Source organism: Pseudomonas sp. SL4(2022) (assembly GCF_026625725.1).
Taxonomy (GTDB): Bacteria; Pseudomonadota; Gammaproteobacteria; order Pseudomonadales; family Pseudomonadaceae; genus Aquipseudomonas.
Genome location: NZ_CP113060.1, coordinates 4,418,833 through 4,440,564 on the forward strand (window position 1 = coordinate 4,418,833; position 21,732 = coordinate 4,440,564).

Here is a 21,732-nt window from a genome sequence, read left to right on the forward strand (position 1 = left end):
GCAATCGACTCAACAAGTCGACAGCCTGGAGCTTTATTCAGCGCAATGACGCGCACGTTGTTTTAGGAAGTACCAAAAGAATGAATACACAACACCAAATTCAGGATGCTATTCGCACCCTATCCAGTGCATTTGCACCCTTTGATTGCCGCATTCTGGCTGCCCGCAAAGGCTGTTTCAGCTTCACCATCGTCAACCATGCCGGCATCGCCCAGCATAGCCAGCGCCTGTACCCTGGCCAGTACAGCGGTGCACACCTGCAGCAAGTAATTGAACGCGCACGCCAATCCTTGACGGTCTGAGCACAAACAGACGAACTATCGTGCCATCCTGAGGTCTGAATCGATCACCCTCAGGATGGAGCATCGTCATGGATAGCCTTAACCGCGAACTTGTTGAACAACTGTTCGCGCCACTGCGCGCCACCTTCAGCCCACCACGCCCAGACGGTGGCGTGATCCTTTCACTGCTGGATGCCAGTGACACGACCGCCTACAGCCGCGTACTCAGCGCCGCCCAGCGTGCAGACCCACAAGCCTTTGCACAAAGTCTGGAAGACATCCGCCTTGAGCTCGCCATGCGCTCCGGCAGCATTCCCGCCGATATGCGCAAGGCGCTCAAAGAACAGGACAGCGTACTCAGCTATCACGCCAACTGAATCAGGCAGAGGCCCCGCGCTACGCCGGGTCTCGCCTACCCATCAAGCACCGCTTAGCACAGCCGCATACGTGAAAAGAGCTACGGAAGAAAACGCGCAGAATATTTGCGTACAGCAGCAGGCGACTGGCCGAAAGCCATGCCAAGAATATAGAAGCTAAAAAGAGGAATACCGATACTGGCGTATGCTGACAGGCTAGACCCGTATATTTCTTAGCCAGTAGGTGGAGGCAACCCCACCAGCCACACCTCGGCACACAATGTCACCGCTGCGGCTGCTCCCTTCCAGGCCTGACCGGGTTCACGGCTGATCGTTGCGAGGGGACCGGCAGGGCCACCATAACGCAGCTCACCTCCTCTACATAGAGGGTTTCAGGCTGAGGCTACGTCCTGATTCGGTTCTTCACCGACCACACGAAATTGAATTCGACGTCATTTTAGGCCAACCACCAGGGAGGCCAGCAAGCCATGCTTGTACCACCAACATGCCTCACTTTTGTACCACCTGGCGGACGGCGCAAAACCAGCGGGATATGATCCGGCAGAGCAGCATCAACCCCGCCACCTGGTTTGGCATTACATGCGCCACCAGATCCCGTGTATGCCAAGGATACCCAAGCAAATATGGCCAAGAATGCCCCCCGAAAATGGTACGTCGTCTGGGCAGGACGCATCCCTGGCATCTATCAGGACTGGGCAAGTTGCAAGTTACAGACTGATGGTTTCCCCGGAGCACGTTTCAAAAGCTTCAGTTCGCAGGCGGAGGCAGAGGCAGCTTTCGGGTCGAAGCCCACTGCCAGTTCTTCTGGCCGCCCTGCCAATTCCCGTGCAACTCCAGGCCGGGCCAAATCAGGCCTAACTACCCTATCGAAGCACCAAATTGGAAAAGTAGAAGCCGACGTCAAAATCTTCGTCGATGGCGGGTGCAATCCGAACCCTGGTGAAGCTGGTTCCGGTGCGGCCGTCTACAAGCATGGCGTTCTGTCGAGTCTGTGGTATGGCAGGTACCAGCCGAAGGGTACAAACAATACCGCTGAACTGGCTGCGCTTCACTTTGGGCTGGTACTCGCCGGAGAGGAAATCAACAAAGGACTTAGCGCAGCTGTATTCGCCGACTCAGAGTATGCCATCAAGTGCATTACCCAGTATGCAGCAGGCTGGGAGAGCATGGGTTGGAAGCGTAAAGCTGGTGACATCAAGAACCTTGAGCAGATCCAGGAAATCTACACTGTCTACTTGCAGATGAAAGATAAGGTCGAGGTCCATCACGTTAATGGACACATTGGTATCGAGGGCAACGAGCTCGCCGACCGTATGTCTTTGCTGGCCGTTAACGAGATTGAGGTGGGCTGGCGCCGGTATCCTGAGCCGATAATCATTGATGATGTCTTAGGCATGCGGGCCGATACGGCTAAAAGCTGGAGTTACTAAGCAAGGGTTGCTTCATCGGTAAGCAGAGTCAGTATGTAGCTTTCAGTTTTGTTATAGAGCCGGCGTTTCACATTTAATCGGACAGGCAGGCCTAACTACTAGTGCCCGCCATTTAGCCGCTGACAACAATCTGCAGACTCCAGCCTTAAGCATCAGGCCGAAGTCGGCCAAAAACGGCCTGTTTCCACTTAAAAAATCTGTCCCCTAGTCCGTCAATAACCACTCAACACAACCGGTTGAATGAGTGTGCGCAAAATTATGCACTCTGAATCCAATGACCAGGAATAAGGCCGTCACCTTTACGCTCCCAGGCCTCGACACTCACAGTGCCATCAACCTCGCCCCAGATGTCAGGCCCGGCATGTTCTAGCACTATGATCTGAACAAAATGATTAGCACGCTTAAGACCCTCCGCGAGAACTTCGAAGATGCGACGGGTCGCGATAACATCAGCTAGCCTAGCCTGGCTAACAGCCTCAAAGCCCTCATCTAGTGCGTTGGCCCCACCAGTGCTACTCGGGAAATAAACCTGACTTGGCTGATCGATCACAATGAAGCTGAATGGGGGAAGATTACGATTCTCTTTCTTGGAAAGGTATTCATGGATCCCCAAGAACGTTGCAATGTGATATCCCATCCAGTTGGCACCACTCCCAATCTCCCACAAATAATCCTTCTTGCCTTCCGACTCGAAGCGAAGCGTGAGTTCTTTCCTATCCAGATATATCTGAGCACCAGGGGTGCCATTCAAACCAAACTGATTGGCGTAGTCATCAAACATGGGGGACAGCTGGGCATCTACCTTTCTTTCCTGCTCAGCCATATCAGTCGACGACATCACGAAATTGTAGTGCCGGATCAGCTTTTCTAACTCAATCGTGCGCTTCAACAGACTTTCGTCAGCCGCTGAGCCGTCGAGTTGCTTGAGGAGTCGGCTGATTTCTCCTGCGACGTAGTAGATCTGGCCTATTGCGGTGTGGGTACGCTCATCTTCCAGAACCAGGCGATTCTGCTCGCGCTTTAACCGAGACAACTCGCGCTCCTCCTTCGCTCGCTGCCGCTTTAGGATAGACAGCTGCTTGTCGACGACCGGATTGTCACGAAGCGCATCGGAGATCCGAGTGACCTTGTTGACCTTCTCTTCCAGATTCTCAATGACCATGGGTAGCACGTTTGTGAACGAGCCGCAGGCTACGCAATGCCCGCCTTCCGATACGCTCTGCTTGAGCCAGTCGAGCCCGATGACATGAGATTTCTCGGTCTCGATCGCCGCGACGAATCGCTTGCTGGTTAGGGCGAGTTGATCGAAACCATCGATTTTAGCGTCTAGGTCATCAACGATTTGCTGCTGCTTGGCGACCGCCTCAATGATCTCTTTGAGCTTTTGAGAGATATGCAGCCTTTGAGGCTCCAGTAGTGTCTGCTCAAGCCTCCCTTCATGCGTAGCGGTCAATACACGCTTAAGGAGCTCCGCTTTTTCTTGGCCCGATGAACTGGATGTCGGAAGCAGCCCCAGTTGAATGCAGCGATCGAACAATTGATCGACGTCGGAATAATGGGTCGCCTTGGCGGCATCGTGTACCGCCATTTGTTTGCGAAGCCTATCCTGCTCACGCAATGCCTCGTCCCGACGTCGCTCGTTCATCACGTAAGTGGCGTCAACCATCCCCAACGCGTAGGGCATTGCCCGGGTCAGACGCTCTTTGTGAGCGAACGAGTCGGTTTTGAAAAACAGGGTATTGGGGTTAGCAACGATGTGCTGCGGCAGGAAGTTGAACGCGGCCATGTCTCGGTAGGAGCTTCGACGATCAAAACTGGACGGCTCCTCATCGTCCGAGTGTGGCAGATCACTTACCCGAACCATGCCATCGAAAGCAGCCTTATACTGATTTAGCGAATGGGTTTTGGCGACGGTATCGGGGATGCTGTCATCGTCGGCGAGCTTCATGGACAGATCGTTGGAACCTTGAGAATTACCTGGAGTACGCCGTGCAACAATATAGATATCATCCAAAAGGCGGATTTTCAGGCCGAACCATTCAACCGTATCGCGGATGATCCCGATCGGGATTTGGCACTTAGTTGCACCAAGTACGTAGTCGATGATGTGGACGATTGACGACTTACCAGTGCCGCTCAATCCGTGGATGATGTTGATCTTCCCTTCATGGAAGGGAATGACTCGTGGCTCCATGCCAGGTTGCCGAGGCCAGAGGATGACAGCGTCAATCGTGAATTTCATTGGGAATCCCAAACAAGAGCTTGTACAGATTTTCTGTGGACTCGGTAGCGAACCACTTGGCGAGCCTCTCGGTGGTTTGCATCATCGCAGTAGGAATCGTGTTTTTGATGCCCCTCGGCCAGCGATCGACAAGTACCTGAAATCTCACACCGGTAGCCGTCGAATCAACTTTCCCAATTAGTCGTGTGGATACCGCGAGATTGAGCCCCTGCAATGTGGCACCTGCATGAGCGGCAACCCTTTGCTGAAGGTCGATCTTCAAGACGGGCGACTCTCTGAGTACCGCCGCCAAGGCTGATCGGGCGTTACGTTTGCTTAACTCCTCACGCGAGCTTTCGCTCCAGGCCAGAGGTAGTACCAGCATCAATTTCGATAGATCGGGTGTCTGGCCAGATGCGGCGTCCTGATATTGACCAATGAAGTGAGTCAACAGAAAGCATGCCAATGACGAGTTGTGGATTAACTGAAGATCCAAGTACGCCTCACTCACGTCTCACCTTCCGTCTCCGAAGCGTCACGGTGCCAATGGATGGGCGACTGTGTTTCAACACCATTGACCATCCGGTGATATGACCCACTGAACAGGTATTGGGCCGATGAGTTCATCCGCCCAACCTTCATTGTGGGAAAAGTCTCAGGGAAGAGGGTTTTAGCCAGCACGGCTTTATAATCTGGGATATCGAATTGATCTAGAGACTTGCCCGTGCTCATGCGGTGAGAACTCCCAATCGACCGCCAACGGTCACTCAACACTCTCTCAGCACTATCAAAATCACCCAGCAGTACCCGGCCGGACTCCAAAAGGCGAATACGCTCCGAGTAGGTTGCGCAGAAGAAGCTGAATTGCTCCATGAGCAAGTCATTGGGCATGCTGAGCTTGTTAAGCTGCCCTATGAACAGCATGTCAGCAGGGTCAATCTTCTGCGCCCACTCGGAAAATCCAGTTCTTTCGAAGGGCAAAGGCTCCCAAGGGCCATTGATGAATGCATCCACCAAGGCTTGGCGTTGGTTGTAGTAAGGCTGTGCGCTAGTCCAGAAGGGCCTGCGATTTACCCAGCTTTGTTGGCATTGATCGAACAAGAAACCAACCAGGCCGCAGTAGATTGTGTCGCATGATGCGAGTGCATCCTCAGGTAGGTGTAGTGAGGCGATGATGTGTTGCTTCATCTGCGCATTGAACTGACCGTCCTCTACACGCATGTGTTTGACCAGAAATGCGAGATCGTCGTCGGAGAATGCAGCGACTTCCTTGGCAATCTCGCCTGTCTTCCCGGTCATGCTGCTGGCGCGATTACGTAAAGCTACCAGCGCCAAGGCAACTTCCTGTTCTGAGGTAGCTTCAGACAATTGTATGGCGAGGGTGCCAACTTTCAGTATGCGGTTGGTGACGAGCAGGTATTCAAGCTCATCATGTTCCTGACGGGCCGCTGCTAACCCGCGCATCCAAATACGAAGGGTTTTCCAAAGATTTGGGCTGCTGTCCTGTAGCGGATTTTTACGCGACTGGACAGTAAGTTTCGCTTGCTCTGATACCCGTCGAGTTCCTGATGGGGTCTGACTGATCTCCTCCACATCATCGGCGGTTTCGATGCCAAATCGAGTTTGCGTATTCGGTGCAGTGAAGATCCGGTACAGCGCACGCTCGTACTGATAGCCATACCCTGCGGCACTGGGGCTAGCTTCTGGGTCTTTCATCGGTCCATCTCGCAGTCCATATCCTTGTTACTACAGGAGCCACGGCCCCATTCCTTTATCCATGTCACAACGTGAAAAGGAATGTACCGCCCGCGATATCACTTGGCCACCCTAAAAGTGCTTCGCGGGTGGTGCGGGTCATGTGAAAAACGGGAATGGGGAGATTTATTACAGGGCAATTAGTCCGCTTTTGGCTGATTGGTGCTGGTTTGGAGGGGCAGCTACCGGCCGAATGCTTCAGGTATCGACACCGGCCTGATTTGGCATGGAGCATCCAGAGTTCTAGTTAGAGCGACTCAAGGTTGACCGGCTGATACAGGAAAACTAGCCTCACGGCTGCGCTCTCAAGGACACCAGAACTCATGGACCGAATCGCATTCGTTAAAACCGGCTGGGCCACATCGTACGAAGGTGAAGAGGTTGTCGGTAGGCATGCTCACATCGGCGAATTCAACGAAGCGCATGAGCGGTTCAATTTCAGGAAGGCACCTGACGGCAGGTTCTACGGATATATACCTCCCTTGGGGCGCCATGAGAGTGCCCCGAGCCCACGAGACTCTAGTGGCTGGCTCTTGATATTCGTGGCTGCCCGGAACGGGAATGGGCCCCTGACTGTGGTCGGCTGGTATGAAAATGCGGTGTTCGAGTATGCCTACGTTACCCGACCTGAGTATGAGGTTGGCGACTTCGAGATGGATATCCATGGCAATCACTACAGCTATTGCTTTAGCGCCGATAGAGCTACGCTGATTCCACTACATCTGCGCCAAACGGTAGTTTCGGGCGACCACTTCAAACGGTCTCCAATAATCTACGCACGAGGAAACGGTCGCAATGAGGCTTGGCGCCAAGAGTTTGCGGTGCTCGCAGAATCCATTTTGGAGCTTGCGCCAAGCATCAATAATGACAAAGCGCCCACATTCAAATTCCCCGATGCTGAGCACAGAAAGCAGGTAGAGATTGCGGCCGTCAACGAGGCCAAGCGCGTTTTTGAAACTGAGTATCGAGTAACGGATCGCCAGGATGATAATTGTGGCTACGACCTCCTCCTAATCCACAAAAAAACTGGTGAAGAACTTCACGTTGAAGTTAAGGGAACCAGTACTAAGGTCATGCATTTCTTCATGACGCGTAATGAACAGAAATATCTTAGCAATCCTAAGTGGCGCTTATATATGGTTACCGAAGCTCTCCTTCGCCCGAAGGGAACGCTCATGAACCTAGCCGAGACCTATAAGGTCTTTGATCTTGTTCCGTTCGCCTGGGAAGGGGTGGCAAGGAGCTAAATATAATACGAACGCCTTCGGCCAGAAGCAGACGTTTAGAGTAGAAGAATTAATATTTACCTTATCGCACAACCCTTAAATTGAGCCACCGGTGGACTTTGGGATAGGGTGAAGCAACGCCAAGCCTGAGGCGAAGTAGGAGGTTCAGATGTTCCAATTCAAAGGATATGGCGATGCGAACGATAAAGTCATGGAAGAAAGGATGCGAGCTTTCATTCGCATTGGATTCAATCTGACGGATGAATTCAAAGGGCTATCCGAAGAGTTGATGCCTCTTTTACGAGAATACGGGCGAACCAAAGTCCCTTTAGAGAATGATCGATCCAATATCCATGCATATATGTCCACTGTTCATGAGGGCTGGAAAAAGGCTCAAAATTTAGTGCTAGATCGATTGATTCATAACTTTCATGACTTAAAATTATTGAATGAAGACAAGATAAAATTTCATAAGCTTAAGGATGGCGTGCAAAAGACAGAGTGCATCCGCCTGATTGAATTAATAGCTTTGGAAAATCTGATCTTAAGAAAATATATCGATGCCATCGTATGGGCTGTACTTGACTGCGAACACTCATCTATTCGACGACTACCGATGCGTGGTGGCGTAGACAACTTGAGTTTGGATACATTGACCTATATTAGAGACGCACTTGCTCCGATGAATACAGATCCGCTTGTGATTTCTATTGCCTCGGATCTGACTACATTTATACATTCGGGGGATGTCGTAAGGCGGAGAGTGGGCGGAGGGGCCGAACTCTTAGAGTTAAAGAAGGGTGTGAAAAACATCAATATCTCTAAAGGCGCAAAATTCGCAGTGGAAAGTCAGTGCCCTCATTTTGATGAGCAGTTTTTATCGGGCTTCACCGAAAAGGATAAACAGCACTATTTTCGCGCTAAAAAGCAGATCAAGCGAATGGCGGACGTGGTTAATACCATTAACACAGGAGAAGGGATCGATGGCTTGACAGGTATGCCACTCCGTATTTCCCAAACTATGGTCGCCCCTGAATATTTCGCTGATGTGGTAAATTCATGTATCGAGAGTCTCAGTGAAGATAAGCCGTGGAGTATTCGGGATGTTGAGGGCTGTGTTTATATTGGGGCATATCTCGAGCCAAAAATGGGTTTCGTAGGATTTAATTCCTGGATGCATGCGATGGATTGCAAATTTCCTATTTATAATCTAACAGACTCGCTCTCTGACCCCATGGCTAAGCCATTGGCTCTCTTAGATGTCTCTACCGAGAATCTGAATAGGATACTTGGTGGTGAGATTGTAGTTGTTATATGCTTTGATTTAAAAAAATTCTTTGAATTGGGAGATGAGATTTATCCGGACTTTTTGAAGTTGCTAGATGGCGATGATAAAATTTTTCCTGATAAACATCTTTTGATAGATGGAAAAATTATTGGATTCGAAACAAGAGATGGGAACACTTCTCTAGGAAACGGGGTAATAGTTAGGGTGATTTTTGATTTTCAAAGGCCAAGTAGCATTCTGAAGATTAACTATCTTGCCGCAAAAGGTGGCGAATCGAAAGTTACAGACACCTTCAGTTTCGATGTAAAAATAATTTGATTCGCTTATAGGCCTCCACTGTTTCCGGGATAGATGCCACGAAGAAAAATAGGCAGATTAATTTTCCCGACTCTAAAGGTCTGCCTTTGGCCGATCCATGCCGGCCATAACAGAAGTGTGACGGCCAGAAGCCGCTGTAAGAGCAATTTAGCTTTGAGAACAAGCAGGCCTAATGTTTGACTTAAGCGACGCCACAGATCGGCGTCGGCTTGAATGAAATATTAGGCCTATCTTCTAATTATTTCGAACGACCACGGTTACGACCTTCGGAGTCTGCGCATCGAATGAGTAGTCTGATTCAATTTTGAAGTCATCCATTTCAACCGTGGGATCCACCAAGATTGCGAAGAGAATGACGCGAACGTTAGGATGACGCTGATAGAAGTCTGCGAGGCCTGCGAGTGTTTTTGTTGTCTCTCTGACATCACCTGCATCCTTTATATGCTTAAATTCGATGAGAAGCTGGCTCCCAAACAAATTAAAATCAGCTTTCTTATCTTTTCCGTCATAGGTTATGGCCACTTCCTCACGACCCAAACCAGGTAGCCAGGGCTTAGTTGTAATCCAAAAAATGTTTTGGAAGTCATACTCACTCGCAAGCTTAATGGTCCAGCCTGAAGTTGCTGAGCCATGTTTGCTGACCTTTTGGTTTGCTGAGGGAATCGCCCGAATCACCGATATTATAAAATCGCACGCCTCGCATGTTGAGATCCCTATGTAAGGGCGACTGGGAAGTCCATGTTCACTTGCTGTTGCGAAAAATTTCTGTAGAGCTTGCACTTCACATACTTCATTCGCATCACCTGGCAGAACTGTCATCTTGAACTGGACGCGCCGGTCAATACTCTGCTTTTTGTACTGAGTAAAAAAGGCGGTGGAGCCACTTCCTCGCCTGTACAATTCAACGGCATCAAGGCGGGATATTAAATCCTCATCACTCTTCTCTGTAATAAAGCTCTCATTTGCCACACTTTCAGCTCTTCCATTCTCCATAACGAAAAGATCCAACGCAGTTCTGTGTCTAAAAACAAAGTCCCTGAGACTAGACTTCTTAATATGATCATTACACTCAAGAAGGATATCGATGTCGGAGCGAGTGCTTCGAGTTTGGTATCTGCGAGAGCCAAAAATATATACAGCCTCAATCTGCTTGAATTCTCCGCAGAGTGATTTAACAGCCGCCTCGAGATCAAAAATCTCGTCGATTGTGTCCTGTATCGACATATGGGGTTCCTTGGGTTCTAACGCCCGCGCAGTAGACGCGAGCTTGTGATCGTCCTAATTGATGCTTTTCTTAGGCGACAAATGCCGACTTTTCTATTGCCTAATCGCTCAGCCGGGAAAATGCTAGAAGCGGAGCGCAGGCTCTAATGTCGATCGTATAACGTACCTTGTCGCCAGTCAGCCCTTAAACGCCCTGCAAGTCACGGTGAAAGCGCGACATGAGGTGGGAAGAAAAAGCGACATGGCCTGCAATAAGATTACGTAGTCGTAACCATCGTGTCCACGACCTGTATTTAACAGGCGACTACTGCCTGTGACGAGGCATTAGACATCTTCCCGAGAAGCCCTTCTGGCCCCAAAATGCCGATCGTGTATGGCAGCTTTTGGCCGACCTCAGCCTGTTACGATTGGAAATTATCTAATCGAAGCTGCCGGTTAGCCGTGGCAGAAAAACAACCCAGATGAGAACGCTTAGAATGCGAAAAATAATTCTGCCCACATTCTTTCCCACTATGCAATTAAAATTTGGTACTTCGAGGAAGGCACCAAGTTTGGGTTATACGTTCCTCCCCAAGAATCTTCGCAAGCTCTTCCATCTCTTCCTGTGAGACAGGTAGAAACTTTTCATGCAGTCCGATCATTTGTTGCCCAGAATTTGAGGGGTCCGCGAATGTAAGCCCCATCCAGAACAGCGCTAAATTTTTGTCGCGCGTCACAAGAGAAACTTTACGTTCTGGTGATTGTGTTTGGAGTAGGTTTGAAAGCATAACCAAAAATAAGTCATACATCGAGTTGTAGGCATCTTCTACGGTGTAATTAATTTTTGGCTTAATTAGCTTCTGGGCAGGGTTAAAGCTTTGGTCTGCCGCTGAAGCGCTTAAACATGCAATAAATGCCACATGGTTTTTAGAGATATTTTCAGCTTCTGCTGTTTCGGCCATCTTCCTCCATCTCTCTACTCTCATACGGCGCGATGGTGAGTTAACCAGTAATGGAGCTACTTTAGTAAGGAGTCTAACCCCTTCATTAAAGTAGCCTCTGAGCTGATCCATAAGATCCGTCAGATACTGAAGATCCGAGTCTGATTTTGGCCAGGTTTTTATATGAGGCAATGCATTAGATATAGTCTTCAGGGCGGCACGATGCTGTTCCTTCATCGTGGCTACGGAGGGCAATTTTCGTTGATTGCTTTCTAGTGCGTACGATATGGTATGGATGGTGCACGAGCAATTTTTGTCATTCATGTAATCTATAAAATCGTCACGATCTCTATTAGGTGGTGATATTGCCCCCTTCGAAAATCTAGCTTTAATCTCAGAAACTATGTTCCTGTCTGCAATAATGTTGCTATTGGAAAAGGTATAAATAAGCGGGAGCCATCCACCTTTTACCAAAGCGAAACATGAGTTTTTAAGATCTGGATCAACGGTGAAATCGGCTTTAAATCCATTTCCAACCGGTGGGTACTCAATCGCCCATTCAGGCTTTTTGGCAACCGTACCGAATATTTTAATTTTTAATTCATTTGAATCTGAAAAAGCAAACCAGTCGCCTAGTTTCAGTGGTTGTGCCTGAATATCTTTGAAAATTACGTTTCCGGTCGATCCGGATTGTTCGCAGTGAATAGGGATTTTCAAGAAAAGCTGGGTATCAATCGTGGATTTTTGCATTATCGATCGGGTCTACAGTGGTGGTAGTCTGCGTGAGAACTCTATAGTTGCGTTCTCGCAATTTATCACTAGTGCTTTTAAATTTTCATGTTATTCGAGATTCGTCTAGTGCGCGATGGTTTGTGATGGGTTTACTTTGATGCGTACATGAATTTCTAGCGAATATGGCTATCTGCTATTTACAGGGAGGCTGCTTCGGATCGAACGATAGCTATTCGGCCACCTGTCTCGCTCTCTACATGCCTGAAAGGGCCATGAAGCATGTAATCAACGTCATCATGTCGACCATCAAAGGATAAAAGCGCCACGGGGATCCTAGTCAATAACCGATTGAGCCTAAACCAGCACCCTGAACCTATTCACCACAAAAGCCACTATCAATCCATGAGCCAAAGCAAGTCGTCCAAATGCATCAATCAGGAGGCATTAGAAGCGCCAAGAAAGATTAAGGCGACTCATTTTGGCCGAAAAATCTGTCAACCGTTTGTAATATAGAAAGGAGCGCGATTCCCCCCTACCGGGGTAGGCACCTTTCATAACGGCACACGTTCATACACAACCAACCCCTATTTCCACCACGTTGGCAGTTCATAGGCAGCACCCGCGTCCATACTGCGGAGCATCTCAAGCTCTGAGCACTTAACCAGGTTGGCTAGTCGTGGTTCTCTACCTTTCGATGCTCTATTTGAACCACGCCTTTGCTGGAACGTAGAGAGCTTTCTATCTGGGGTTACTTATGCCTCAGAGCCCTCGAGTTCTTCAGTCATCTAAGACGCCTGTAAGAGCAACTGGATTGGTGTCTTCCGTGTTCATTTGGGTATACCTCAACAACTACGCTCCAGGGCCTGTAGTTTCGTGGCCGTTTAGATACTGTTGACTATTTATTCGACCACACCCACTATGACCACACTTTAACGACTACAGGACGCTCCGCCATGTTCATCCGCGCCTACCTCCGAGCAAGCACAGCCGAACAGGATGCCAGCCGGGCACGCGATGCTCTGACCACGTTTGCCCAGGAGAAGGGACACAAGGTCGCCAGCTACTACACGGAGAATGAGAGCGGGGCATCACTGCAACGCCCGGAGCTGTTCCGCCTACTGGATGACGCGCAGCCAGGGGACGTCTTACTGGTCGAGCAGGTAGACCGGCTATCACGTCTGACCCAAGGCGATTGGCAGCAGCTCCGGGCCATCATCAAAGCTAAGGACGTTAAGGTTGTCGCCCAGGACTTACCCACCTCCCACCAGTTCCTGGATAAGGCCAGCACCGACGCCGACGCCTTCACCGCCCGGATACTGGCAGCTATCAATGACATGCTCCTGGATATGCTCGCTGCAGTTGCCCGGAAGGACTACGACGACCGTATACGCCGCCAACGCCAGGGCATCGAGAAAGCGAAGGGCGACAAGCGCTATCAGGGCAAGTCCATTGACCAGGGCAAGCATGCGGCCATCCTGGCGTGCCTAGCCAAGGGCATGGGCATCCGGGAAACAGCCAAAGTAACCAGCACCAGCACAGCAACCGTGCAGCGTGCTAAGAGGCTCCAGGAGCAGGCCACGACGAGCACCTGAAAAGGCACGAAACCCTTTAAATTCGTGGCTTTGAACCTATCCGCTGAGCATTTACGGCCAGACATAGTAAAGAGCACCCGGCCTACTTCCTGAGCACTGTGGAACTCTCCCTGCATCAGAGGTGAGCAGTCAGGCTATTTGCCCACAGTCTTACCACCACGGCGACGCACCCACGACAACCCTGCCCGGACACTTCTAGGCGGGGCATCTGTGTTCACCTATCGAAGCCCTAAGGAACCCTCGCCATGTGACACAACACACCAAGCAAGCTGACCCGCTTCAACTTCCACACGCCCCGCCCTCAACACAAAGGAGCGCCCTGTATTAAGCCTGCCCATCAGCGCTGCACGATTGAGTGAATGCCTCAGCAAAATAAAAATCAGTGATTAAGGCAATCGCCAACTATCACTGAAACTTTACGGCCAGTCCACGACAAACCAGCCCACCGTCTGAGTTGGCTCGTCTCCCCCACTAAACAGCCCACCAATCGCGTCGACATTCTTCGCGACGGGCATCTGCATCAGCAAAAAAGGAAACCTACAGATGAAAAAGCAAACTCTCCCTTACCAAGAAACCACCGCTGAAGACGGCACTACCCGTGCCCTGATGGTCAATGAGGTTTATGGCAGCGTGCTTCCAAACGCACTTCAAAACGCCGTGCTAGAGACTGCTCAGGCGGTTAGCGATCTTGCCGTCGCCCTGAAGATCGACCTTCCCGCATTTGATGACTTGTTCGAACACCTGATCGATGGTTTGCCTGTCCTGCAAGGGGAGTTCTCCTCAGAGTTAATCATTAAAACAATGCTCAACGCATTGCATGAGCTTCACACCCACCGCCTTTTCTTGCTAACGACCAGACGCCTCCAGGACACCGCAGACGTTACCGCCGAAGCCGGCACAGCTATCGCGGCCTAAGCCCATCTCCGCAGCTCTTAACGCAGCACAAACACCTGCCCCTAACAGGCCAAAATCCTGGCGGACACTGGCGTTTGTCTATCAACCCCATTAGGAACCTACCCATGCGACACATAACGCCAGCCCCGCTGGTCCGCGTCAACCTCCATATCCGCAGCGACCATGTCACTCGACTCGCCCTGCTGGCAGACAAAATAGCCAAGCGAAAGGGGCGGGACGTGCGCCTTGGAGAAGCACTAGAAGCTGCACTCACTGCCGGCTTCGCCTGGAAAGACCAGGATCTACTGGACCTGGTAGAACCAGACAAAGTTGCTGGTCATTGGCTCCAAGTAGGTCCGGTACATCGTCATGGAGGAATAGCCCTTCTTCCTACGGCAGCGAGGGTTAGCTAATGACCATGACAGACCAAAACTCCAATTCCACTGCACCTGCTGCAATCACCCAGGTTCCAGCCAGGTCGGTAGTCGTCTTACAAGACCGGGGGCACAGCTATTTCGTAGCGTTCGATACAGGCGAAGTAATTCACTCGACCAGAAAGCTTCCCAGACGTCGGGTTGTTCGAACTGTGAGTGTGGCTGTCGGCATCGATACCAAGTGGCCCTCAGAAGCGCGAGACGCGGATGAGTTGCGTGCGGCTACGGCCCCATTTGATTTTTGGACCGATGAGCAATACCTAAGCGGAAACAAGCTCCTCGACCTCTTGGATACTCGAGTCTCATCCAACGCGGTGCGTGCGCTAAGGTACGTATCCCAGAACCTGACCGCACGGAATCATTGGTTCGGAACCATCGACGACCGGCAGCAGCTCTCCAGCTTCCCAAAAGGACACTTGAAAGAAGCCTGAACGAGTTGACGACGATTAACGCCCTGAGACTTCGCCGCCAGGGGAAAACCTGGCCGACAAGAATCAGCGTTCACCCGTGGTTGGCATGGAGGGGCGATATTCTCTTCCGCGACGCTGCATGCCTGGACTGGGTTGGTGTACTCAGATCCGTCGATTTTGGCGGACAATGATGCCTACAGACCAGTGTTAGCAGGGGGCCAATCACTTGCCTGATATTATAAATAGACCATGGCCAGGCGAGACCCAGGCAGTAGCGAAGCTGCTGTCGGGGTTGTAAAGCCGTTCGGCCCGAAAGGACTTAGGAGACTAGGGACGAAGTCCTCTCCGTCGTTGTCATCCTCAATTATCTTCAGTCCCTGTTCCTTGGTCGGTCTCGAAGGAAAGCCGACAGCAGCTTCGCTACTGCCGTCTTCCACGCCCGCCCCTGTCCTGATGCACCTGAAGTTCAGATGGTCTTCCGCCGGAGCGGACCTCCTACATCTATGACCGTAGCTGGTCCGTCCTAGCCCAGCGCCCATCATCAACCAACCCAATACCTATCACGCGCCCTCGAACCCGAGGCTGCGGGACACCCCACACCCAAAAATCACCTTTAAGGAAAACAACATGACAACGAATACCTACATCGCCTACGTAGACGGTGCTTGCATCAACAACGGCAAAAGCAATGCCCGAGCAGGCTGGGGAGCGCTAATACACAACCCCAAAGGAGCCACCTTAGAAATTGCTGGTCCGCTGGAAGGCGAACGCCAGACCAACCAGCGAGCCGAGCTGACAGCCGCCATCATGGCTTTGAAGGCCACCCCACAGCCTGCTCAGTTCGACCTCTACTCCGACAGCCAATACGTCGTGAAAGGCATCAATGAATGGATGAAGGACTGGAAGGCCCGTGGCTGGAAAACGTCGTCTAAGAAGCCCGTGGAAAACCTGGACCTATGGCTGGAGGTCGAAGCATTGCTGGCCTTTCATAAAATCACCGTCACATGGGTGAAAGGCCACAGTGGTCACCCTGGAAACGACAAGGCTGATGCACTGGCGGAGAACGCTGCTATGTTTCAGAAACCCTATCGTCTGCTGACCAGCGCATCGCCGGGCATAACCGTCTAGCGTCACTTCCTTGGGGCCCCTATTAGGGGCTCCTTGGATGAGGTCCATGCCTTCGCCCCCCCCTGAAGTTTTCGCCACTAGCCGCAACCTCCGAATAGTCAGCGACAAGCCTTCAGATCAACGGGCCCGACATACGGGTTCCCCTGCCCCGTCACACAGGCAATCTTTTGATTCCTGGCCAGCTCCCACTTCTGTACTGGATAAGTCTTGTTCCAAGCGGCGTAGAGCTGCTGGTCTTGCTTGGACAGCCTCAGTGCGTAGCGTTCGGCCATGTAGAAGTAGGTCCTTGCAACCATCCCACGCACAGCCTTTCGGGGCATCGCCTTACGCGCCTTGAAGTCGACCACCATAGGGCATGCGCCGTACTGGCTAGGCTGTTGCGGAAGCCAACCAAAGCCGAAGTTGCTCCGGTCTCCATTCACCTCCCCGATGCTCGGGATGAGGTTATGCAGGTCGGCTTCAGCGCGACGAAACGTAATGTCGGTCTCAGCGCAGTGTGAGCGGCCACCTTTCCGCCAGCACAAATAGCCCTCGCGCAGGAACACCGCATGCCGCATTGCTGCCTTGCGCTATGATCCGCCGCTACAGAGCCATACCCGCCACGACAAGGAACGTATCAATGTCCCGCCATGCCCTACCGAGCACGCTGCTGCTTAGTGTCTTGCCCCTCTTCTGCCAAGCCCAGCCGGTCGCCTTCCACCCAAAGGGTGAAGCGTTGTACCAACAGGCCGCCCCCCACCTGAACGAAGCTCGCGCCAAACTGGATGCCGTGCCGGCAGATACGCCCAGAGCCAATACCGAGGTGAAGAAGCAGGCGATGGTTCTGATTGAAGCCGCCGGCCAACAGCTCAAGGTCGCCCTACCCTTGCTGGAACAGGCTTCAGCCCTCGGCCACCCGGTAGCGCAGTACCGTCTGGCGTTAATTTACGAGTACGAGTTCAACACCCCGGAGACTGAGCCGAAGGTCTGCCCATTGCTTCTGCAAAGCGTTGGCCAGGGCTTTGCGCCCCCAGCATTGATGGTCGCCGTCTACTGCCCTGAGTTCGCTGCCAGTGCAGACTTTCTGAGCGCCCTCGCCAGCATAGAGGCGAACCAGGAGCGCTATGAACACTACTACCCGCAGCCGGTGGTGATGCTGGAATGCCAACAGCAAAGAATGCCCACCGGGATGGCGATGCTCAGCGGCGACAGTCAGGATTTCCAAGCGGAAATCTACCGCCTGCAAGGCGACCATAACCGCGCGCAACGCAACGAGTTTTACCAGAAGGCCGTCGACTTGAACGGATGCCCCAAGGCCGAACGCCGCTTGAAACACAGCTAGAGGCTATCCCGATCCAGACCCGGAACATGCTTGGGAGCAATAGCAGATAGCGCGCTTCGAACTCTATTAAATTCATTCGCCGCTCACTGGGCAGTAAAAAGTGGCATTGCTAAAGGAGCAAGCGTCCGCTTCTGCCTATTCTCTCTATGGAGTCCTACGTCACCAGGGCAGCAGAAAAACTCCGGTCGCAGCAGTCCCTTTGCGGGGCACTGCAAGTCAGCCTTCAGACACAGCTCCACAGCCCCCACTTGCCGCGCTACGCCAACGCAATGACCGTGGCGCTGCCTTTCCCTACTGACGACACAAGGGACCTTCTAAGCCCCGCACTGAAGGCCCTGGAGCGTATCTACAGGCCAGGGTATGCATACTCGAAGTGCGCAATCCTGCTGATGGACCTTAGCCAAAGGGGCGAAGTCACTCCCGACCTATTTGCACCACCGCAACGCCCTGGTAGTGACCGGCTAATGAAGGTCATCGACACCATCAACCAGCGTGAAGGTAGGGGTACGGTGCGCCTGGGTTTAATACCTGCCGTACCGGACTGGGCCATGCGCCGGGATATGAAAAGCCAGTGCTTTACGACACGCTGGGATGAACTGCTGACCATCAGAGGCTGAATACCAACTCCATGACTTATCCAAGAGGCGGCTGAATGAGCCGCGTAGACGCCAGCCTTGCGGTATTCACCAAGACCACTCCACCACCTGAAGAAGGTTGCCCGCACCGCACTGAAGAAGTGCCTTAAAGAAGGCTAGCGCGGATACCCTGAAGCCGGCCCCATGAACCGCTTCGGCCTGGCAAGCGTGGGCACCCTGAACACACGAAGACCGCGATCCTCCAGCCCTCACCCTGGCCTACCTGAACTACTGGGATAGGGGCATGCGAATGTCTGCAGACATAGCCGCAAGGCTCATTCGTAGGAGCGCTTATACCCTAGAGTAAACAACTTATTGAAGTCAGAGTCCCGTGGCTTCGGCGATTCCCATGGAATGAGGAAATGCTTTTCGTTGGCTGCACGAACAAAGCAGATGAATCGTGCCGCATCTCGATGTACGGCTTGGTCCGACGACGACAGGAAAATCCACACGCCAAGTAAACTCTGCTGCTCCATGATGTATTGGGCGCATTTGTGCTCGACCTCTTTCCCTACCTCCTTGCCTGACAACAGCTTCCTTTCTAGCCAATCAGTATTTTTCACAGAGCCTTTTTGACGGTAATACTGAATATCCCACCTGGCTTGCGAGGCTTGCTGGTCAAGTTGGCCCCAAGACCACTCTCCGACTTTCCAGGCACCAAACATAACCACAATGGCACCAGCCAATAACGCCAAACTCTTGAGTTTAAACGTCCATATTCCCTTCCCCAGAGCAACAACAACATCTCCCACCGTTCTACTCATTTACCTCTCCGTAAAGACCCATGCCCACATTGATACACTTACATCCAGTAGCTGCCCTTACATGCAGTGCTCAAAGGACCGATATGCTAACCGACTCAACCGCAGAAACTAATACCTCCGGCCTGAAGTCCTTCCCGTAGCGATTGAAAGTTATACCCCCGGTTTGATGCCCAAGGATGCCGCCGACAAGCGCCTCCGATACACCCTTCTGCTTGAGGTGGTCCGCAAGTGTGTGCCGAAAACTATGGAAATCCTTCTTCCCCTCGAAGCCCATCTGCGCCCTGACCCGGGCGAACCACTTGGACGGTATTGCGCTGTAACCATGCTTCTTGTGAAGTGTCAGCTCGGAGAAAACGCGTTGCTGCCCCAGCCCTCGCTGCGTCTCAACAAACTCAAGGAAGCCCAGCTCAAGAAGCTTGGAGTGGATCGGTACTAGGCGCTCAGACGAGTCCGTTTTCAACTTCTGGTCAGGTCTCGTTTCCCGGAAATGGATGCACGGGATGCCACTCATGGTGACGACGTCGTCCAAGTAAAGCTGGCACAACTCATTCAGCCTGGCCCCGGTGTAAAGGCCAAGCAGCGGAAGCCAATACTGGTGTGGTTTGGACGTATTGGCAGGGGCGTAGACGGCCTTATTGAACAGCAGCTTCAGGTCATCCCCAGTGAACACACTGCGCTCCTCGCTGGCCTTCCTCCGCTGCCGAACCCGCAGGCCGTCGAAGGGATTCCGTGGGCAGTAACCCTCCCGAACTGCGTAGTTAAAAAAAGTGGTCAGGTTCTTCACGTAGTTGTTGAACGTGGTCAGGCTGATGGTCGCCTTGGCGTCAGCGATGATTTTCTCCAGCGGCTGCACAGGTAACTGATGCATACGTGGCGGCAGCTTCAGAGCTGTCTCTTTGAACTGGTGGGCGTGCTTGCGGGTTATCTGGTCAACAGGCAGGTCGCCAATAATGCGAGCGCACAACGTCGCAACGGCGCGCTTGTCATCCAGGGTTTTGATAGGTAGCCCTTCACGCAGCTGGTTTTTCAGATGCTCTTCAGCCACCTGTAACAGCGTTGGAGACGCGCTTGGGGCTTCCCGCTGCACTGTCATCGGCTTAACCGGAGCAATCACCTGCGGAGGCTCTATGGGCCTCTCCGGCAATGCCGGCAGCGCGCTGGAGGACAGCGATTCAAGTTGCTGCTGTCTAAGCCATAGCGCCCAACTCGCGACCCTTTTGCCGCCCGACTCCCATGTACCACGCAGGCGCTCGACCGACGGCTTAATACCCTGGAAAGCTTCGGTAAATAGCCGCTGAGCTTGCAGCAATAGCTCACGCCCACGTATCAGGGCTTCACGTCTGCAGCGGGTCTGAAGAGAGCGCCGTATCTCCCTGCGATGAAACAACGGGCGAATGACGTCAGGCACCACGATTCGGAAGTAATAGACCGAGTGGCGAGATAACAGGAGATAGGTTGGGACGGTCGACACGGTTGTATCACTCCTTGTACCACCGCGTGGTTTGGAGTGAAAAACCTTTATAAATCAACCAGATAAAAGACTGGAGGCAACCCCACCAGCCACACCTCGGCACACAATGTCACCGCTGCGGCTGCTCCCTTCCAGGCCTGACCGGGTTCACGGCTGATCGTTGCGAGGGGACCGGCAGGGCCACCATAACGCAGCTCACGAGAAGCGAGCTGCGCCATTGTACCGGCTTGAATTGAAGTTACAACCGTTTCAATCACTTAGCCAACTGAATCGGCCATCAGACGCGGAACCGACCAACCAATTTGGTCAACCCTTGTGACAGCTCCGAAGACGCTGACTCGCCTGCGCGCCCTGCTCAGAAGTCTACGCAGCCTCATTGGAAAAATCGCGAATATCACTGATGTGGCGAGCAATCTCTTCGGTCACGCGGCTCTGTTCTTCACAAGCAGTGGCAATCTGTGCCGTCGTTTCATCGACATCCCACCCGATTTGAGTAGCGCTCAGCTTTAGAGTCCAATCCCAGTAACCAGGAGATTGGACATGAAGAGGCGTTTCACTGAAGAGCAAATCATTGGTTTCCTCCGAGAAGCCGAGGCTGGGCTGCCGATCAAGGAACTGTGTCGTCGGCACGGTTTTTGAGAGGCCAGTGACTACGTCTGGCGCAGCAAGTTCGACGGGATGAACGAACACTGGTTTACCAGTCTGCAGCACGCCAAGGTGGTGATTGAGTCCTGGCGGAGGGAATATAACGAAGAGAGACCGAAGAAAGGGCTTGGTGGGCTAACCCCATCGGCCTATGCCGAGCAACTGGCCTCGAAAGCCGTTACATTGGCCCAGGACTCTAAAGCCAGCTGCTACTGAAGATGGGGAGTCGCCCCCTATCCATATGGCCGTTAGAATCCACATCCCATGATTAAGCGCGCTCGGCAGCACCGAATGCACCAATCCCTCACTCAAAGGAGTTATACGTGGCCATCACTAAAGACCAATTGATCAGCGATATTGCTGAGGCTATCGATACACCGAAAAGCACAGTGCGTGCAGCCCTTGAGCAGCTCGGCGAAATAGTCTCAGACGCTCTGGAAAATGGTGATGAAATCACCCTGCCCGGCATAGGTAAACTCAAGGTCACTGAACGGCCAGCACGCACAGGGCGCAACCCACAAACAGGCAAGACGCTGCAAATTGCAGCAAAGAAAGTTGTCAAATACGTTCCAGCAAAAGCACTTAGCGACGCCATTAACTAAGCACTGGCGTGCCCTACGGGCGCGCTGATTCTGATCAAAAAAGCCGCGACAGTGGCTGGTTTGT

At 52.2% G+C, this 21,732-nt stretch carries 18 protein-coding genes, 2 other RNA genes and 4 pseudogenes; 13 read left to right on the plus strand and 11 right to left on the minus strand.

Translation table 11 applies throughout. The annotated features are described in order from the left end of the window. The first annotated feature begins 80 nt into the window (after nt 1–80). Together OU997_RS20705 and OU997_RS20710 are read left to right on the plus strand one after the other, a co-directional pair. A complete protein-coding gene (locus tag OU997_RS20705; protein ID WP_108486058.1) occupies nt 81–302 on the plus strand; it encodes a hypothetical protein in 222 nt (73 codons plus the stop codon). A gap of 68 nt (nt 303–370) precedes the next feature. Beyond that, nucleotides 371–658 (plus strand): DUF3509 domain-containing protein, encoded by a 288-nt coding sequence (locus tag OU997_RS20710; RefSeq protein ID WP_108486057.1) that lies wholly within the window; start codon nt 371–373, stop codon nt 656–658. 233 nt (nt 659–891) lie between these two features. Here OU997_RS20710 and ffs (OU997_RS20715) read toward each other — a convergent pair. Further along, an RNA gene (gene ffs, locus OU997_RS20715) (signal recognition particle sRNA small type) lies at nt 892–988 on the minus strand. A 293-nt stretch (nt 989–1,281) separates the two neighbouring features. Here ffs (OU997_RS20715) and OU997_RS20720 point away from each other — a divergent pair. Next, on the plus strand, nt 1,282–2,088 hold the full coding sequence (locus OU997_RS20720) for a ribonuclease H family protein (RefSeq protein ID WP_267808404.1): 807 nt from the start codon (nt 1,282–1,284) through the stop codon (nt 2,086–2,088). 256 nt (nt 2,089–2,344) lie between these two features. Here the strand turns inward: OU997_RS20720 and OU997_RS20725 are convergent, their stop codons facing one another. Genes OU997_RS20725 through OU997_RS20735 form a run of 3 tightly spaced genes read right to left on the minus strand, consistent with a single transcriptional unit; the run spans nt 2,345 to nt 6,025 of the window. Further along, nucleotides 2,345–4,330, minus strand: coding sequence for a DUF3732 domain-containing protein (locus OU997_RS20725; protein WP_267808405.1), 1,986 nt, complete (start codon nt 4,328–4,330; stop codon nt 2,345–2,347). After that, nucleotides 4,314–4,820 carry a three component ABC system middle component gene (locus tag OU997_RS20730; RefSeq protein WP_267808407.1) on the minus strand — a complete coding sequence of 169 codons (507 nt, stop codon included), beginning with the start codon at nt 4,818–4,820 and terminating at the stop codon, nt 4,314–4,316. The genes OU997_RS20725 and OU997_RS20730 overlap by 17 nt, the downstream gene beginning before the upstream one ends. Then, nucleotides 4,817–6,025: an ABC-three component system protein gene (locus tag OU997_RS20735; protein ID WP_267808408.1), complete on the minus strand. Its 1,209-nt coding sequence runs from the start codon at nt 6,023–6,025 to the stop codon at nt 4,817–4,819. The genes OU997_RS20730 and OU997_RS20735 overlap by 4 nt, the downstream gene beginning before the upstream one ends. Before the next feature lie 362 nt (nt 6,026–6,387). Here OU997_RS20735 and OU997_RS20740 point away from each other — a divergent pair, with 362 nt between their 5' ends. After that, a complete protein-coding gene (locus OU997_RS20740; RefSeq protein ID WP_267808409.1) occupies nt 6,388–7,311 on the plus strand; it encodes a protein NO VEIN domain-containing protein in 924 nt (307 codons plus the stop codon). A gap of 148 nt (nt 7,312–7,459) precedes the next feature. Then, nucleotides 7,460–8,896: a hypothetical protein gene (locus OU997_RS20745; protein ID WP_267808411.1), complete on the plus strand. Its 1,437-nt coding sequence runs from the start codon at nt 7,460–7,462 to the stop codon at nt 8,894–8,896. A gap of 234 nt (nt 8,897–9,130) precedes the next feature. Here the strand turns inward: OU997_RS20745 and OU997_RS20750 are convergent, their stop codons facing one another. Both OU997_RS20750 and OU997_RS20755 read right to left on the minus strand, forming a co-directional pair. Then, nucleotides 9,131–10,120 (minus strand): hypothetical protein, encoded by a 990-nt coding sequence (locus OU997_RS20750; protein ID WP_267808413.1) that lies wholly within the window; start codon nt 10,118–10,120, stop codon nt 9,131–9,133. Nucleotides 10,121–10,638: 518 nt separating this feature from the next. Beyond that, the gene (locus OU997_RS20755) at nt 10,639–11,790 is read right to left on the minus strand and encodes a hypothetical protein (RefSeq protein ID WP_267808415.1); all 1,152 of its coding nucleotides are present in this window, start codon (nt 11,788–11,790) and stop codon (nt 10,639–10,641) included. Nucleotides 11,791–12,725: 935 nt separating this feature from the next. Between OU997_RS20755 and OU997_RS20760 the strand changes: the two genes are divergently transcribed. The 3 genes from OU997_RS20760 (at nt 12,726) to OU997_RS20770 (ending at nt 16,230) form a co-directional block, all read left to right on the plus strand. Further along, nucleotides 12,726–13,364 carry a recombinase family protein gene (locus OU997_RS20760; protein ID WP_267808417.1) on the plus strand — a complete coding sequence of 213 codons (639 nt, stop codon included), beginning with the start codon at nt 12,726–12,728 and terminating at the stop codon, nt 13,362–13,364. Nucleotides 13,365–13,907: 543 nt separating this feature from the next. Further along, complete coding sequence (locus OU997_RS20765) at nt 13,908–14,279, plus strand: hypothetical protein (protein WP_267808418.1); 372 nt, start codon at nt 13,908–13,910, stop codon at nt 14,277–14,279. 1,450 nt (nt 14,280–15,729) lie between these two features. Then, on the plus strand, nt 15,730–16,230 hold the full coding sequence (locus OU997_RS20770; RefSeq protein WP_267808419.1) for a ribonuclease H family protein: 501 nt from the start codon (nt 15,730–15,732) through the stop codon (nt 16,228–16,230). 98 nt (nt 16,231–16,328) lie between these two features. Here the strand turns inward: OU997_RS20770 and OU997_RS20775 are convergent. Beyond that, nucleotides 16,329–16,751, minus strand: a pseudogene (locus OU997_RS20775) (endonuclease I family protein); the annotation flags it as partial. Nucleotides 16,752–16,849: 98 nt separating this feature from the next. Between OU997_RS20775 and OU997_RS20780 the strand changes: the two are divergent. Together OU997_RS20780 and OU997_RS20785 are read left to right on the plus strand one after the other, a co-directional pair. Next, on the plus strand, nt 16,850–17,551 hold the full coding sequence (locus OU997_RS20780) for a hypothetical protein (protein ID WP_267808420.1): 702 nt from the start codon (nt 16,850–16,852) through the stop codon (nt 17,549–17,551). A 146-nt stretch (nt 17,552–17,697) separates the two neighbouring features. Next, nucleotides 17,698–18,168: a DUF4113 domain-containing protein gene (locus OU997_RS20785; RefSeq protein WP_267808422.1), complete on the plus strand. Its 471-nt coding sequence runs from the start codon at nt 17,698–17,700 to the stop codon at nt 18,166–18,168. A gap of 293 nt (nt 18,169–18,461) precedes the next feature. Here OU997_RS20785 and OU997_RS20790 read toward each other — a convergent pair whose 3' ends face one another. The 4 genes and pseudogenes from OU997_RS20790 to OU997_RS20805 form a co-directional block, all read right to left on the minus strand. After that, the gene (locus OU997_RS20790) at nt 18,462–18,950 is read right to left on the minus strand and encodes a hypothetical protein (protein ID WP_267808423.1); all 489 of its coding nucleotides are present in this window, start codon (nt 18,948–18,950) and stop codon (nt 18,462–18,464) included. A 70-nt stretch (nt 18,951–19,020) separates the two neighbouring features. Further along, nucleotides 19,021–20,421 carry a site-specific integrase gene (locus OU997_RS20795; RefSeq protein WP_267808426.1) on the minus strand — a complete coding sequence of 467 codons (1,401 nt, stop codon included), beginning with the start codon at nt 20,419–20,421 and terminating at the stop codon, nt 19,021–19,023. Nucleotides 20,422–20,501: 80 nt separating this feature from the next. Next, an RNA gene (ffs, locus tag OU997_RS20800) (signal recognition particle sRNA small type) lies at nt 20,502–20,598 on the minus strand. A 100-nt stretch (nt 20,599–20,698) separates the two neighbouring features. Next, nucleotides 20,699–20,886 (minus strand): annotated as a pseudogene (locus tag OU997_RS20805) (methyl-accepting chemotaxis protein); the annotation flags it as partial. Between the two features lie 75 nt (nt 20,887–20,961). On the opposite strand from OU997_RS20805, the pseudogene OU997_RS20810 reads away from it, so the two are divergent. The 3 genes and pseudogenes from OU997_RS20810 to OU997_RS20820 form a co-directional block, all read left to right on the plus strand. Further along, a pseudogene (locus OU997_RS20810) lies at nt 20,962–21,057 on the plus strand (transposase); the annotation flags it as partial. Between the two features lie 42 nt (nt 21,058–21,099). Beyond that, nucleotides 21,100–21,282, plus strand: a pseudogene (locus tag OU997_RS20815) (integrase core domain-containing protein); the annotation flags it as partial. A gap of 107 nt (nt 21,283–21,389) precedes the next feature. Next, complete coding sequence (locus tag OU997_RS20820) at nt 21,390–21,668, plus strand: HU family DNA-binding protein (protein WP_108486056.1); 279 nt, start codon at nt 21,390–21,392, stop codon at nt 21,666–21,668. The last annotated feature ends 64 nt before the right edge of the window (nt 21,669–21,732 follow it).